12 protein-coding genes are annotated in these 15,635 nt (G+C 66.5%); 4 read left to right on the forward strand and 8 right to left on the reverse strand.

Translation table 11 applies throughout. The features are described from left to right. Positions 1 to 133: 133 nt before the first annotated feature. The 3 genes from U5805_RS16030 to U5805_RS16040 all read right to left on the reverse strand — a co-directional run bounded on the left by U5805_RS16030 (position 134) and on the right by U5805_RS16040 (position 1,794). Complete coding sequence (locus tag U5805_RS16030) at positions 134 to 445, reverse strand: cupin domain-containing protein (RefSeq protein WP_322104465.1); 312 nt, start codon at positions 443 to 445, stop codon at positions 134 to 136. Positions 446 to 515: 70 nt separating this feature from the next. Next, a complete protein-coding gene (locus U5805_RS16035; RefSeq protein WP_322104466.1) occupies positions 516 to 1,223 on the reverse strand; it encodes a dienelactone hydrolase family protein in 708 nt (235 codons plus the stop codon). A 151-nt stretch (positions 1,224 to 1,374) separates the two neighbouring features. Beyond that, a complete protein-coding gene (locus U5805_RS16040; protein ID WP_322104467.1) occupies positions 1,375 to 1,794 on the reverse strand; it encodes a secondary thiamine-phosphate synthase enzyme YjbQ in 420 nt (139 codons plus the stop codon). Between the two features lie 143 nt (positions 1,795 to 1,937). On the opposite strand from U5805_RS16040, the gene nfsB reads away from it, so the two are divergent. Beyond that, entirely contained in the window at positions 1,938 to 2,585 is a 648-nt protein-coding gene (gene nfsB, locus U5805_RS16045) for an oxygen-insensitive NAD(P)H nitroreductase (RefSeq protein ID WP_322104468.1), read from the forward strand. A gap of 92 nt (positions 2,586 to 2,677) precedes the next feature. Next, the gene (locus U5805_RS16050) at positions 2,678 to 3,124 is read left to right on the forward strand and encodes a PACE efflux transporter (protein ID WP_322104469.1); all 447 of its coding nucleotides are present in this window, start codon (positions 2,678 to 2,680) and stop codon (positions 3,122 to 3,124) included. Between the two features lie 98 nt (positions 3,125 to 3,222). On the opposite strand, the gene U5805_RS16055 is transcribed toward U5805_RS16050, so the two are convergent. From U5805_RS16055 to U5805_RS16075, 5 genes are all read right to left on the reverse strand, one after another. Then, positions 3,223 to 3,672 carry a YMGG-like glycine zipper-containing protein gene (locus U5805_RS16055; RefSeq protein WP_322104470.1) on the reverse strand — a complete coding sequence of 150 codons (450 nt, stop codon included), beginning with the start codon at positions 3,670 to 3,672 and terminating at the stop codon, positions 3,223 to 3,225. Between the two features lie 183 nt (positions 3,673 to 3,855). Beyond that, positions 3,856 to 5,586 (reverse strand): efflux transporter outer membrane subunit, encoded by a 1,731-nt coding sequence (locus U5805_RS16060; protein WP_322104471.1) that lies wholly within the window; start codon positions 5,584 to 5,586, stop codon positions 3,856 to 3,858. After that, positions 5,583 to 8,924, reverse strand: coding sequence for an efflux RND transporter permease subunit (locus tag U5805_RS16065; protein WP_322104472.1), 3,342 nt, complete (start codon positions 8,922 to 8,924; stop codon positions 5,583 to 5,585). Before U5805_RS16065 ends, U5805_RS16060 begins: the two co-directional genes overlap by 4 nt. Continuing rightward, positions 8,921 to 12,070 (reverse strand): efflux RND transporter permease subunit, encoded by a 3,150-nt coding sequence (locus tag U5805_RS16070; RefSeq protein ID WP_322104473.1) that lies wholly within the window; start codon positions 12,068 to 12,070, stop codon positions 8,921 to 8,923. The genes U5805_RS16065 and U5805_RS16070 overlap by 4 nt, the downstream gene beginning before the upstream one ends. Before the next feature lie 91 nt (positions 12,071 to 12,161). Then, a complete protein-coding gene (locus U5805_RS16075) occupies positions 12,162 to 13,532 on the reverse strand; it encodes an efflux RND transporter periplasmic adaptor subunit (RefSeq protein WP_322104474.1) in 1,371 nt (456 codons plus the stop codon). Between the two features lie 587 nt (positions 13,533 to 14,119). Here U5805_RS16075 and nadE point away from each other — a divergent pair. Further along, a complete protein-coding gene (gene nadE / locus U5805_RS16080; protein WP_322104475.1) occupies positions 14,120 to 14,962 on the forward strand; it encodes an ammonia-dependent NAD(+) synthetase in 843 nt (280 codons plus the stop codon). Between the two features lie 81 nt (positions 14,963 to 15,043). Beyond that, entirely contained in the window at positions 15,044 to 15,562 is a 519-nt protein-coding gene (locus U5805_RS16085; protein ID WP_322104476.1) for a nicotinamide-nucleotide amidohydrolase family protein, read from the forward strand. Positions 15,563 to 15,635: the final 73 nt, after the last annotated feature.

Below are 15,635 nucleotides of genomic sequence, written 5' to 3' on the forward strand. Positions count from 1 at the left end.
GTGGGTAATGAACGTAACCACGAACGTAACCACGAACGTAACGACGAACGGAAAAACTCGAACCGGCAAAACGTAGGCAAAACACGCGGGCAATCCGTGTGCGCCACGCGCGAGCCAACCCGCTGGCGTCGCGTCAAACGCTGCCTTCGCGCTCCACCACGAGAATGCGCGCCTCGCCGCGCGGATGGGCGACGTGCTCGCAGCCCACGCCCGCGAAAAATACGTCGCCGGCTTCGAGCACGGCCACCTGTTCCTCGCCCGCCTCGCGGTAGTGCATGTCCACGGTGCCGTCGAGCACCGCGAACACTTCCTCGCCGTCGTTGACGTGCCACTTGTACGGCTGGTCGGTCCAGTGCAGGCGCACGGTCGTGCCGTTCATGTTGGCGATGTCGAGCGCGCCCCAGGCGCGCGCGGCCGTGAACGCTTTCGAGCGTATGACTTTCATGGCGGAGGTCGATGAAATGCGCGGCGCCGCGTTCGATCGCGCGACCGGGTGCGGGCGCCGCGCGAGTGCCTTACTTCCAGAGCGTGCGCGCCCAGAACGTCAGCGAGCGGTCCCAGGCGAGTTGCGCCCACACCGGGTCGTATTGCGTGAGCGCGATGCGGCCCGGGCCCACGGCCGTTTCGTTCGCGAACGCATGGTGCGCGAGATAGCGATGAAATTCGACGTTCACATTGGCGTCGCGCAGTTTCTGTTCGAGCGTGGCGACGGTTTCGATGTTGAACGCGGCGTCTTGCGTGGCGAAGTGGCCGAGGATCGGCGCGGTGATCTTGCTCGCGTCGATATATTCGAGCGGCGGGAAGCCGTACCAGACCACGGCGGAATCGATGCCCGGCACCATGCTCGCGGCCAGCAGCGTGAGCGCGCCGCCCATGCAGTAGCCGGTCACGCCCACGCGGCTGGTGAGCGTCTTGAGGTACGTCACGGCGCCGTGAATGTCCTGCGAGGCGGCGTCGCCGAAATTGAGGCCGTCCATCAGGTGGTGCGCCTCTTCTTCCTCGACCGTGATCTTGCCGCGATAAAGGTCGGGCACGAGCGCGTAATAGCCGGCTTGCGCGAGGCGGTCGGCCACGCCGCGAATCTGGTCGTTCAAGCCCCACCATTCCTGGATCACGACGATGGCGGGCGCGCCTTCGGTGTTCGCGGGTTTGGCGAGATAGCCCTGGAGCGACTGGCCGTCTGGGCGGTTGAAGGAAATCATGGTTCCGGCGGACTGACTCATGGAAGTGATCCTCGATGGTTCGGGTGACAGGTTCGATCCGGCGCGCAGTCGAACAAAACCCGTAGCATAGCGCTTGCGCGTGCGATCTGCTGTACCGGCCGCGAGGATGCGCGCGCGGCGCGTTCGCCGCTTTCCATCGCACGCGCGCCGCTCATTCTCCAATCAGATGCAGCACCACCTCGCGCGTATGGGCCACGCGCCGATGCTCGAATAGATAAATGCCCTGCCAGGTGCCGAGCACGGGCTCGCCATGCTCGACGGGCACGCTTAGCTGCGTGTGCGTGAGGGCGGTGCGCAGATGCGCGGGCATGTCGTCGGGGCCTTCGATGCCGTGCTCGTAGCGCTGCGGATCTTCGGGTGCAATGGTTTCGAAATATCGCTCGAGGTCGCGGCGCACCGAAGGATCGGCGTTCTCCTGAATCAGCAGCGAAGCCGACGTATGGCGGCAAAAGAGCGTCAACAGGCCCATGCGGATGCGCTGTTCGCGCACGAAGTCGCGCACCTCGCGGCTGATGTCGGTGAGCCCGCGCGTGCGCGTTTTCACGTTCAGATGATGAATGGCCTGACGCATCTCGCTCTCCTTGCTGATCCGGCATTCAGCATAACGCAGGCGCGCTGCGCGCGCCGCCCGGCCTGCTGGTAGGATGGCGGGTTTGCCGCGAGGCGCACCCTGTCAAACCGGCTTTGGGCCGGCATTATCGAAGGAGAAGGTTCTTGAATCTCACCCATTTCGCGAAAGCGCGCCACGCCACCAAGGCATTCGATCCGAGCCGCAAGATTCCCGCCGCCGTCATCGCGGAACTCAAGGAGTTGCTGCGTTTGAGCCCGTCGTCGGTGAACTCGCAGCCGTGGCATTTCGTGATCGCGCACAGCGACGCCGCGCGCGCCCGCGTCGCCAAGGGCATGGAAGGCTACGCGTACAACGAGCCGAAAGTCACGCGCGCCTCGCACGTCGTGGTGCTGTGCGTGCGCACCGACATGGACGAGGCGCATCTCGCGCAACTGCTCGCCCAGGAGGAAGCCGATGGCCGCTTCGCGAACGCCGAGGCGAAGGCGGGCCAGGAAAAGACGCGCGCGTTCTATGTGAACCTCAATCGCGAGCGCGGGCTGCAAGCGTGGATGGAAAAGCAGGCGTATCTCGCGCTCGGCACGCTGCTGATCGGCGCATCGACGCTCGAAATCGACGCCTGCCCGATGGAAGGCTTCGACGCGAAGGTGCTCGACGCGGAACTGGGCTTGCGCGAGCAGGGCTTGACGGCGCTCGCCGTGGTCGGCCTCGGCTACCATGGCGCCGACGACTTCAACGCGAAGCTGCCGAAGTCGCGCCTGCCGGCCGCGACCGTGTTCACGGATCTCGGCTGATCCCGCCGCGGATTGCGCGCCACGGCGCAGCGCGGCGCGCGCAATCGGGCGGCGCTTCAAGCGGTACGCCTTTGTTCAAGGAGCGGCGGGACATGCAAGGCATCAAGCGGCGGATCGTCTACGTCACGTTGTTCGAGACGATCGCGATCCTCATCACGAGCACGAGCTTCGCTTCGCTTTCGGGCAGCGGCATGAACCGCGCGGGCGCGGCGGCCGTGTTCTCGTCGCTGATCGCGGTGGTCTGGAACGTCGTGTACAACGCGTTGTTCGAGCGCTGGGAAGCGCGCCAGACGAAGCGCGGGCGCGGCGTCGCGCGCCGCATCGCGCACGCGGCCGGTTTCGAAGGCGGCCTGATCGTCTTTCTCGTGCCGATGATCGCGCTGACGCTGCGCGTGCCGCTTTTCGAGGCGTTCATGATGGACATCGGCCTTTCGGTGTTCTTCCTCGTGTACGCCTACGTCTACAACCTGATCTTCGATATCGCGTTCGGTCTGCCGGCTTCGGCATTGCCCGTGGCCGACGCCGAGCCGCGCGCGTGAGCGCCGCCGCACCGCGCACGAAGCACCGCTAATTAAGCGCTAGCTAAGCGCGAACCGAGCGCGAACCGAGCGCGAACCGAGCGCTAACTAACCATTAACTACTGCACGGTGTAGCCGCGTCCCTGCATGCAGGCACTGTACGCTCGCCAGTAGGTGGTCATTGCCGCGCTTTGCGCCTGCTGCGAGGCTTGCGCCTGTGCCGCATGCTGGCGCCGCGCGCGCACGCCGCCCGCGAGCGCGCCGGCCGTGGCGCCCACCGCCGCGCCGTGGCCCGCGTCGTTGCCGCTCACGTCGCCGATGATCGCGCCGGCCGCCGCACCGCGCGCCGCACCGCCCACGCGTGCGCCGGTCGGGCCGCTTTGCGGCGGCGGCGCCTGCGAAACCGCAACCGGATCGACGCCCGTATTCTGTTTCGCCCACCCGTAACAGGCGGCGTCGTCCTGTTGCTGCTGCGGCGCGCTCTGGCCGTGCGCCGGATAAACGGCGGGCTTCTGGGCGAACGCGAGCGTACACGCGCCCAGCAACAGGCATGCGGATAAGCGCTTCATGAAGCACTCCTTGAGAGAACCTGCCGGCATGCCGGTGCGGCCGCCGCGGTGCGGCCGCCGCCGATGATTCAGCATAGTGCATTCATGCGCGCGCACGCGCGTGTTTGTACGCGCACGCGCGGCTTCGGTTCGCTATCGCCGATTGATTGAGAACGTTGCCGGAGCGCGGCGCGGTTGCGGCGTTTATTGCGAGGCCGCGTTGCTCGTTGCGTTGCTTGTCGCGTTGTTTGTCGCGCTGCTTGTTTCGCTACTCATCGTGCCGCTCGTCGCGCTACTCGTCGAATTGATCGCCGTGTTGCCTCGCGCGTCAGGCGCAGCGCCCGCTCCGCTCGCGGCCGGAGGGCCCGCCACAGCGCCCGAAGCGCCCGAATCCACGCGTTGCGGATGCAGGGCATCGTGCAGTTGTCCGTTCCAGCCGCCGCCGAGATCGCCGATCAGGGCCGCCGCGTCGAGCAGCCGCGTTTGCTGCACGTTGAGCGCGGTTTGCTGGCTCGTAAGCTGCGTGGCCTGCGCGGTCGCAACCGTCGTGAAATCGACCGTGCCCGCCTGGTATTCGTCCTGGGCGATGGCCGCGCCACGCGTGGCGTCGCGCACCACGGCGTCGAGCATGTCGGATTGCTGGGAAAGGATGCGCAGTCCCGCCAGATCGTTCTCCACGCTCTCGAACGCGCTCAGCACCGTGCCGCGATAGTTGGCCACGGCCGCGTCGTAGCTCGCGCGCGCCGCGGCCACTTCGCCGCTGCGCTCGCCGCCGTCGAAAATCGTTTCCGTCGCGCTCGCGCCGAGCGACCACACATAGTTGCCGATGCGCAGCAGGCCCGAAAGCGGCGACTGCGTGAAGCCGTCGAGCGCCGAAAGCGAAATGCTCGGGTAATACGCCGAAATCGCCACGCCGATCGACGCGTTGGCCGAAGCCATTTGCCGCTCGGCCGTGGCCACGTCGGGGCGGCGTTGCAGGATGGTGGAGGGCACGCCCGCGGGAATCACGGGCAGCGTGGGCAGCTTCGTGCTGTGCGGGATCGTCATGTCCTCGGGGTTGCGGCCCACGAGCACGGCAATCGCGTGTTCGTACTGCGCGCGCGAAACGCCCAGCGCGATGAGGTTGGCCTGGGCGCTTTCGAGCTGCGTGCGCGCCGAGATCACGTCGGAAGGCGCGACCGTGCCCGCGCTGTCCTGGTTGCTCACCACGCGCAGAAAATCTTGATACGCGGCGACGGTTTGCGTCAGGATGTCGATGTCGGCGTCGGTGACGCGCAAGTCGATCACCGCATTGGCCAGCGCGATTTGTTCGGACAACGTAGCATTCGCGAGCGTCGCTTCGCTCGCCTGCGCGGTGGCCGACTGCTCCTCGATCTGGCGGCGCACCTGGCCCCAGAAGTCGGGCGCCCAGCTCACGTTGGCCTCGAGCGAGCCGCTGTTGACGATGCGCGCGCCGCTCGACTGGCCGAGCGCCTGCAAGGTGCTGCTCGAAAGCGTGCTCGATGACGAACCGGAGCGCTCGCGCGTGGCCGAGCCGGTCACGCCCAGCGTGGGAAAGAGGCTCGCGCGCGCGACCCGCACTTCGGCAAGCGCTTCCTGATAGTTCGCGTAGCTTTGCCGCACCGACTGGTTGGAAACGGCCACGAGCGGTTCGAGTTCGTCGAGCAGCGGGTCCTGGAACGCGGTCCACCATTCGCCCTTCGGACCTTGCGCGGCATCCGGCTCGGCCTGGGTCCAGCCGGGCAGTTCCTTCCACTGCGCGGGCGTGTTCACGAGCGGCCGGTGATAGTCGGGGCCGACCATGCAGCCCGCGAGCAACGCGGCGGAAAGCGGCAGCAGGCGCGGCAGCAAGTGCGGCAACAAGCGTGCCGCGGCGTGAAGTGTCAGGCGGCGGGCATTGCGCGCGAGCGATCGGTCAAGTCGGGTGTTCTTCATGATGCGCTCTCGTTGGCGTCATTGGCGTCGTTTGCGTTGGCGTTGTCGCGGTTCCACGGCAGGCGCGCGGACCAGCGCGCGAGCCGCGCGCGCAGGCGGTCGAGGAACAGATAGATCACGGGCGTGGTGTAGAGCGTGAAAACCTGGCTGAAGATCAGCCCGCCCATCACCGTCACGCCCAGCGGCTGACGCAGCGACGCGCCCTGGCCGATGCCCACCGCGAGCGGCACCGCGGCCAGCACGGCGGCGAATGTCGTCATCATGATCGGGCGCAGCCGCACCACGGCCGCTTCGTGGATCGCGCGGCGCGCGTCCATGCCCTCGTGGCGCTGCAACTGAATCGCGACGTCCACCATCATGATGCCGTTCTTCTTCACGATGCCGATCAGCAGAATGATGCCGATCATCGCGATCACCGAAAACGGCGTGCCGAAGATCAGCATGGCGAGCGTCGCGCCGATGCCGGCCGAAGGCAGCGTCGAAAGAATCGTGAGCGGGTGGATCGTATTTTCGTAGAGCACGCCCAGCACGAGATAGACCACGGCGAGCGCCGCGAGAATGAGCAGCGGCACGGTGCCCATCGACTGCGCATACGCCTGCGCCGCGCCCGCGAACGCGCCGTGAATGGAGGCGGGCATGCCGATGTCGCGTTCCGCCTTCTCGATGATCGTGCCCGCCTCGGAAAGCGAGCCGCCCTCGGGCAGGTTGAACGAGATCGTGCCCGCCACTTCCGTGCCCTGGTGGTTGACCTGCGTGGCCGTGTGGCTCGTGGTCCAGGTCATGAGCGCGTTGAGCGGCACCATGGTTTCGGCGGCGGTGCTGTCCGCGCTGCCGCTCGAACTGCCGCCCTTGCTGTTGGCGATGGCGTTGGTTTGCTGGTTCGCCACCGCGTTCGCGTTGCGCGAGTTGGTGTTGCCGCTCGTGCCGGAGGTGGCGGTTTCGGCGGTGAAGGCGGTGACGCCCGAAACGGTGCCGCCCGACATCTGCGTTTGCGCCGAGCCGTTGGCATTGCCCGCCGCCGTGCTGAGCCAGATATGGTCGAACGATTGCGGATACTGCCAGTATTGCGGCGCGACTTCCATCACCACGAAATACTGGTTGATCGCGTTGTAGATGGTCGAAACGGTGCGCTGGCCGAAAGCGTCGTACAGCACGCTGTCCACCTGGTTCGGGTCGAAGCCGTAGCGCTTGGCCGTCGCGCGGTTCACCGTCATCAATGCTTGCAGGCCGTTTTGCTGAAGGTCCGAATTCACGTCGGTGAGCGTGCCGTGGTACTTGTTCAGCTCCGTCACGAGGCGCGGCACCCAGGTGAAGAGGGCGTCGGCGTCGTCGCTCGTGAGCGTGTACTGGTATTCGGCCGCCGCCTGTCTGCCGCCGATCTGCAAATCCTGTTGCGCTTGCAGGAAGAGGCGCGCGCCGGACACCGCGTTGAGCTTAGGCCGCAAGCGGTTCACCACCTGCGTGGCCGAAAGATGGCGCTGCGCGAGCGGCTTCAATTCGATAAAGACCGTGGCCGTGTTGAGCGCGCGCCCGCCCGTGAAGCCCGCGACCGACTCCACGGCCGGATCGTTCTTCACGATGGCTTGCAGTTGCGAGAGCTTTTTCTCCATCGCCGGAAACGACACGCTCTGGTCGGCGATGATCTGGCCGATCAGAATGCCCGTGTCCTGCTCGGGAAAGAACGTGCCCGAAAGCAGCTTCATGAGAAACACGTTCGCGACCAGCAGCGCGAACAGCGTGAAGATGATGAGCGCCGCGTGGTCGAGCACGCTGTCGAGCGTGCGCGAATAGAACTGCTTGAAGCGCTCGAACTGCGCGTCGATCCAGCGCGCGGCGCGCGACGGCTCGCGGTGCATCTGCTCGCGCTTGAGCACGTAGGCGCACATGGTGGGCGTGACCGTGAGCGAAATCACGAGCGAGATGAGGATCGCGATGGAAAGCGTCATCGCGAACTCGTGAAAGAGCAGCCCGACGATGCCGGGCATCAGCAGGATCGGCAGGAACACGGCGATCAGCGAAAGGCTCATGGAGATCACCGTGAAGCCCACTTCCTTCGCGCCCACGAGCGCGGCTTCCTTGGGATCGAGCCCGGCCTCCACGTGGCGCACGATGTTTTCGAGCACCACCACGGCGTCGTCCACCACGAAGCCGGTGCCGATGGTGAGCGCCATCAGCGAAAGACTGTCGATGCTGTAGCCGAGCAGCCACATGGGCCCGAACGTGCCGACGATGGACAGCGGCAGCGCCACGGCCGGAATGAGCGTGGCGCGCGGCGAGAGCAGGAACACGAACACCACGCCGATCACGAGCAGCACGGCGATGAAGAGCGTGCGTTCCGTGTCCGCGACCGAGGAGCGCACCGCCTCCGAGCGGTCCACGGCCACGTTCACCTTGATGGTGGCGGGCAACGCCGCTTCGATGTTGGGCAGCCGCGCCTGGATCTGCTGCACGGTCTTGACGACGTTGCTGCCCGGCATCGGATAAACGATCACGAGCACCGCCGACTTGCCGTTGTACAGGCCGGCGTTGCGGATGTTTTCGTTGGAGTCGCGCACCGTGCCCACGTCGCGCAGGAACACCGGCGCGCCGTCGCGGTAGGCGATCACCACGTCGCCGAACGGCTTCGCGTTGCTGATCTGGTCGTTCGAGATGACTTCGAAACGCTGGTCGCCCTGATCGATATGGCCTTTCGCGCTGTTCGCGTTGGCCGCGCCGATCGCGGCGCGCACGTCCTCCAGACCGATGCCGTAGCTGTTCAGCTTGCCCGGCTCCAGCTCCACGCGCACCGAAGGCAGCGCGCCGCCGCCCAGCGTGATCTGCCCCACGCCGTCCACCTGCGAAAGCTGCTGCATGATGACCGAATCGGCGGAATCGTAAAGCTGCGCTTTCGTGAGCGTGTCCGAGGTGAGCGCGAGCACCATGATCGGCGCGCTGGCGGGGTTGTATTGCCGATACGTGGGGTTGCTGCGCAGCGTGGTGGGCAGGTCGCCGCGCGCGGCCTGAATGGCCGCTTCCACGTCGCGCGCCGCGCCGTTGATGTCGCGGTTCAGGCCGAACACCACCACGATCAGCGAGGAGCCCACGTTGTTGATCGACGTAAGCTGGCTCACGTCGGCGATGGTGCCAAGGCGCCGTTCGAGCGGCTCGGCCACGGTGGAGGCCATGATGTCGGGGCTCGCGCCCGCCATTTGCGCCTGCACCACGATGACGGGATACGCAATGTTGGGCAGCGGCGCGACCGGCAAGCGGAAGAACGCCAGCACGCCCGCGAGCAGGATCGCGATCGCGAGCAGCGAGGTCGCGACCGGCCGGCGAATGAAGAGCGCCGAAATGTTCACGGCGTGCCCTCGGGCGCGGCGCCGCGTCCTTCGCCCGGTGTTTCGTCGTCCGAACGATCTTCGGGCTTGCGCTTGCGGCCGAAGCGCACGGCGAGGCGGTCGAAGAACAGATAGATCACGGGCGTGGTGAAAAGCGTGAGCATCTGCGAAAGCGTGAGGCCGCCGATGATCGCAAGCCCGAGCGGGCGGCGCAGTTCCGAGCCGGTGCCGCTGCCGAGCAGCATGGGCAGCGCGCCGAGCATGGCCGCGAGCGTGGTCATCAGGATCGGCCGGAAGCGCAGCAGCGACGCTTCGAAAATCGCCTCGCGCGGCGGCTTGCCTTGCACGCGTTCGGCTTCGAGCGCGAAGTCCACCATCATGATGGCGTTCTTCTTGACGATGCCGATCAGCAGCACGATGCCGATAATGCCGATCACGTCCAGGTCCTTGCCCGCGATCATCAGCGCGAGCAGCGCGCCGATGCCGGCCGAAGGCAGCGTCGAAAGAATCGTCACGGGGTGAACGTAGCTTTCGTACAGCACGCCCAGCACGATGTACACGGCCACGAGCGCCGCAATCAGCAGATACACTTCGCTCGAGAGCGAATCCTCGAACGCCTGCGCCGCGCCCTGGAACGACGAGGTGATCGAGGGCGGCAGCTTCACGGCGGCTTCGGCCTTGCGAATGTCGCGCACGGCGGCCGAGAGCGACGCGCCGTCGGCGAGATTGAACGAGATCGTCACCGCCGGGAATTGCGCGAGGTGGCTGATCATGAGCGGCGAACGCGTGATGTGGATTGTCGCGATGCCCTTGAGCGGCACCTGGCCCGAGGTGGCCGTCTGGCTCGGCAGATAGATGTCGCCGATGGATTCCACCGTGGGCAGCGACTCGGGCTTCGCCACGAGAATCACGCGGTACTGGTCCGACTGCTGGAAGATCGTGGAGACGATGCGCTGGCCGAGCGCGTCGTAAAGCGCGTTGTCGATGGTCGCGGCCGTGATGCCGTAGCGCGCCGCGAGCTGGCGGTTCACTTCGACGTCCACGGAAAGGCCGCTATTGTTCAGGTCGCTCGTGACGTCCGTGATCGACGGAATCTTCTGCATGCGCGCGACGAGATCGGGCACGTACTGCTGGAACGCGTCCTGGCTCGGGCCGCGCAGCACGAAGTTGTACTGGTTGCGCGAGACCGTGGTGTCGAGCGTCAAATCCTGCTCGGGCTGCAAATAGAGGCGAATGCCCGATACCTTGGCCACCGACTGCTGGATGCGCCGCGCGATTTCCGCCGCGCTTTCCGAGCGGTCGTCGTGCGGCTTCAGGTTGATGAGAAAGCGCCCGTTGTTGAGCGTGGTGTTGATGCCGTCGATACCCACGTACGACGTGAGCGAGTCCACGTCCGGGTCCTTGAGGATTTCCTCGGCGAGCGCGGACTGGCGGCGCACCATCGCCGCATAGGACACCGAATTGTCGGCCACGCTGATGCCCTGAATCACGCCCACGTCCTGCACCGGGAACAGGCCCTTGGGAATCACCACGTACAGGAGCGCGGTGATGACCACGGTGAGCACGGCCACGACGAGCGTGAGCGTTTGGTGGTCGAGCACCCAGCGCAGGCCGCGTTCGTAGGCATTGAGCGTCTTGTCGAACAGCCCCTCGCTGATGCGCTCGAAGCGGCTTGGCTTGCGCTCGGCCTGAGCGCGCAGAATGCGCGCGCACATCATCGGCACGACGGTGAGCGAGACCACGGCGGAGAGCACGATGGTCACCGCGAGCGTCACGGCGAATTCGCTGAAGAGGCGCCCGATCACGCCGCCCATGAACAGCAGCGGAATCAGCACGGCGATCAGCGAAATGGTGAGCGAGAGAATCGTGAAGCCGATCTGGCCCGCGCCTTTCAGCGCGGCCTGCAACGGCTTTTCGCCTTCTTCCAGATAGCGCACCACGTTCTCGATCATCACGATCGAATCGTCGACGACAAAACCCGTGGCGATGATGAGCGCCATCAGCGAAAGGTTGTCGATCGAATAACCGAGTTCGTACATGACGGCGAGCGTGCCGATCAGCGAAACCGGCACGGAAATGCTCGGGATGATGGTGGCGGGCACGTTGCGCAGGAACACGAAGATCACGGCCACGACCAGCGCCACGGCGAGCACGAGTTCGAACGCGGCGTCGTGTACGGACGCCTGGATCACGCCCACGCTGTTCGACACCACCGTGACCTGCATGCCCTTGGGCAGCGTGGATTCGAGCTGCGGCAACTGGCGCATGATCTGGTTGACCGTGGCGATCACGTTCGCGCCCGGCTGGCGCTGCACGTTCAGCACGATCGCGGGCGCCTTGTTGTACCAGGCGCCGCGCTCCACGTCCTGCGCCGCGGTGGACACGCGCGCCACGTCGCGCATGAACACGGGCGAGCCGTTCTGATACGCGATGACCGTATTCTCGTAATCGGTCGGGTCCGAAATCTGGTCGTTCGAATTGATCGTGTAGTCGAGTTCGGGGCCGTCGAAATTGCCCTTCGGCGCGCTCACGTTGACGTTGGCGAGCAGCGTGCGCAAGTCGTCGAGATTGAGGCCGTAGGCGGCGAGCTTTTGCGGATCGGCTTCCACGCGCACGGCGGGCACGTTGCCGCCCGCCGTGGTCACGAGGCCCACGCCCGGCACTTCGGAAATCTTGGTCGCGAGGCGGTTGTTGGCCGCGTCCTGCAACTGCGTGAGCGACATCGACTTCGAGGTGACCGCCAGCGTGAGGATGGGCTGGTCGGCGGGATTGACCTTGGCGTAAGTGGGCGGCGCGGGCAGGCCGGTCGGCAGGAAGCTGTTGGCCGCGTTGATGGCCTGCTGCACGTTCTGCTCGGCCACGTCCAGGTTCAGCGAGAGATCGAATTGCAGCGTGATGATCGACGCGCCTTCGGAGCTGTACGAGATCATCTGCTGCAAGCCCGGAATCTCGCCGAGCTGCACCTCGAGCGGCGCGGTGACGGTGGTGGCCATCACGTTCGGGCTCGCGCCGGGGTAGAAGGTCTGCACCTGGATGGTCGGGTAGTCGACCGCGGGCAGCGAGGAAACCGGCAGGAATTTCATCGCGACGAGGCCGACCAGCACCATCGCGATCATCAGCAGGGAAGTCGCGACCGGCCGCAGGATGAAGAGGCGCGAAATATTCATCGTCGCGTAGTGGGCTCTGTTGGCACTGTTGACCCGAAGCGGGCTGTCCCCAAAGGGCGCGGGTTATGAACGGCGATAGTTGCTGCGATGCCTACTGCGAAGCGGCGTTGGCGCTGCTCGCGCCCGCCGTGTCCGAGGCGGCGGGCGCGGGCGCGGCGGCGTCGCTGCCGGCGCTCGGCACGCTGGCCGCGCTGGCGGCCTGCGCGCCGCCGGCGTCGTTCGCCGCCGCCGGTTTTTGCGCCGAAGGCACGATCTTCGCGCCGTCGTTGAGGCGGTCGAGACCGTCCGTCACCACGCGCTGCCCGGCCTGCAAGCCCGAGGCGATCACGGTGTGCTGACCGTCGCCGGGGCCGAGCGTGACCTTGTGTACCGAAACCGTGTTGTTGGCGTTCACGAGATACACGTAGTTGCCGGGCGCGCCCGTCTGCACGGCGGGCGTGGGCACGAGCACGGCGTTCTGCAAGGTGTCCACGAGCAGCTTCACGTTGACGAACTCGTTGGGGAACAGCGCGCCGTCGTCGTTGGGCAGGCTTGCGCGCAGCGTGACGGTGCCGGTGGCCGTCGCCATCTGGTTGCTGATCGCGTAGAGCGTGCCGGTGCCGAGCTGGCGCGCGTTGTCGCTGCTGTACACGGTCACCGGCAGCTTCGCGCCGCTGTTGAAGCGCTGGAACACGTTGCCGAGCGCGTTTTGCGGCACCGCGAACTGCACGGTCGTGGGCTTGATCGTCGTGATGACGGCAATGCCCGTCGAGCTGGAAGGCGTCACGTAATTGCCCGGATCGACGAGACGCAAGCCCACGCGCCCGGAAACCGGCGCGGTGATGTGGCAATAGATGAGATCGAGTTCGTATTGCTTGATGTTGGCGATGTCGGCCTTCACCGCCGCTTCGTCCTGCGCGACGAGGAACTTCTGGTCGCTGTAGGTTTGCTCGGCGATCGACTTGCGCTCGTTCAACTGCGCGTAGCGCGCGAGGTCGGCGCGCGCCTGGGCGAGCGAAGCCTGGTCCTTCGCGAGTTGCGCCTGCGCCTGTTCCTTGCTGATCTCGTACTGGCGCGGGTCGATCTGCGCGAGGAACTGGCCTTTCACCACGTCCTGACCTTCGCGATAACCGACGGCGGTGAGATAGCCGCTCAACTGCGGCAGCACCGTGACGGTCGCGACCGGCGTGATGGTGCCGAGCGCGCTGAGCGTTTCCGGCATCGAGCCGAGCGTGGCCGGCGCGACGGTCACCGTCTGCGGCGCGGCGCCGCGCTGCGGCTTGCGGTTGCTGCGCACGTGCCAGACCACGACGGCAATCAGCACGATCACCACGACGGCGACGATGATCCAGCGCAGCCGGTGGCGCTTGCGCGGCTGCGGAGGCTGCGGCGGCACCGTGGGCGGCACCGTGGGCGGCACGGCGGGCGGCGGTGGCGGCTCGGGCCGTTGCGGCGCGGAGGAGGCGTGCGGAGCGTCGCTCATGCGGTCCTCCGGGCGGCAATGCGAGTGCGGGGCAGGAAGCGCTGCGCGCCGCTATCGGCAACGCCGGGCGCGCCGGCTTCGCATGAAGCCGGCCAGACGGTTTGCCGCGCCAGCGCGCGCGCCGGCGGGCGCGTTTCGAGATCCAGCCGGGGGTTATCGGATCGCTGCATACGCATTCTCAGGGTTGTTATGCCGTCATGCCCGCAGGCGTTTCAGGACGCAGCGCGGGCCAAGACTCGCAGTCTAACCAACTCAGGCGCCAATTTCGAAACGTCAGTTTTTTGAAAGGTTTTCAATCATTACAGGCGGCCGGTTTGGTGATGGATCGTTACCGGAAGAAAGGAGATGAAATCAGGGCGATGCCGTTCGTAAGCGTGTGCGCGGCCTCGCGGCGGCCCGGTGCGACATGGGCGCGCGCCGGCGCGAGCGGCGCGAATGCCGTACGCTGCAAGGGCGCGCGCACGAGCGAACCACGAGTGCGAACCACGATTGCAGATCGACGTGAATCAGCGTGAATCGACGCAAGACACGCTGAACGCACGCGGCGAAACATCGCGCACCCTCTTTTCGACCTGAAGGACAAGCCCATGAACGACGAAGCCCGCGCGTGGCAACGCGCCGTGATTGACGAACTGGGCGTGGCGCCCACGTTCGACGCCGCCGCCGAATGCGAGCGCCGCATCCGTTTTCTCGCCGATTACCTCGTTGCGCAGGACTTGCACACCTACGTGCTCGGCATCAGCGGCGGCGTGGATTCGTCGACGGCGGGGCGGCTCGCGCAACTGAGCGTCGAGCGCTTGCGCGCGCAGGGCCGCGAAGCGCATTTCGTCGCCGTTCGGCTGCCTTACGGCGAGCAGCGCGACGAAAGCGACGCGCAGCGCGCGCTCGCCTTCGTTCGCCCCGACGAAACGCTCACGGTCGACATCCGGGCCGCGTCCGACGCCATGCTGGCCGCGCTCAAGCAAGGCGGCGCGCAATTCGTCGACGACTTTCGCGAGGACTTCGTGCTCGGCAACATCAAGGCGCGCGAGCGCATGGTCGCGCAGTACGCGGTGGCGGGCGCGCGTCGCGGCATCGTGATCGGCACCGACCACGCGGCCGAATCGCTGATGGGCTTTTTCACCAAGTTCGGCGATGGCGGCGCCGACGTGCTGCCGCTCTCGGGCCTGACCAAGCGCCGCGTGCGCGCCCTCGCGCGCGAGCTGGGCGCGCAGGAGCCGCTCGTGATGAAGGTGCCGACCGCCGACCTCGAAACGCTCACGCCGCAAAAGCCCGACGAGGACAGCTACGGCATCGCCTACGAAGACATCGACGATTTCCTCGAAGGCCGCCCGGTTTCCGATCACGTCATGACGACGATCCAGCGGTTCCATCGCGCGACGGCGCACAAGCGCGCGTTGCCGGTGGCCGTGCCGTCCGCCTCGACTTGAGGCCGCGCGCGAGCGGGAATGCGCGATGCGCGCGTTGCCACATCGACACGATGGCCCCAAAGCGGGGCCGCCGGAGACAAGATGGACATCGCAGAAGACGCGGTCGCTTTCATGAAGTCGGTGGGCCTCACCCTCGCCACCGTCGAATCGTGTACGGGCGGCCTGATCGCGGCGAAGCTGGCCGCGGTGCCGGGCAGCGGCACGTGCCTCGACGTCGGCTTCGTCACGTATTCGCCTTCGGGCAAGGCCGGTTTTCTCGGCGTGCGCGAGCAAACCATCGAGACGTTCGGCCTCACGAGCGAGGAAGTGGCGCGCGAAATGGCCGAAGGCGCGCTCGACGTGCAGGGTTGCGCGGCGGACGTGGCCGTATCGAACACCGGCGTAGCCGACGGCGGCGGCGACGGCGGGCCGCCGCCGGGCACGCAATGCTTCGCGTGGTCGTGGCAGCTCAAGGAAGGCGAGCGCGTGACCTTCAGCGAAACGGCGCGCTTCGCAGGCTCGCGCAACGAAGTGCGCGAAGCGGCGGCCATGTACGCGCTGTCGCGCATCGAGCATTACTACAGGCTGCTGCCGCTCGACGACGTGGACGACGAGATCTAGCGGCTGGCGGGCGTGGCGCCGGCCGGCCGCCGCGCGAGCGATGACCGCCGCCGAATCCTTCGGACGCACGCTT

The sequence above is a fragment of the Paraburkholderia sp. J41 genome (assembly GCF_905220235.1).
Taxonomy (GTDB): domain Bacteria; phylum Pseudomonadota; class Gammaproteobacteria; order Burkholderiales; family Burkholderiaceae; genus Paraburkholderia.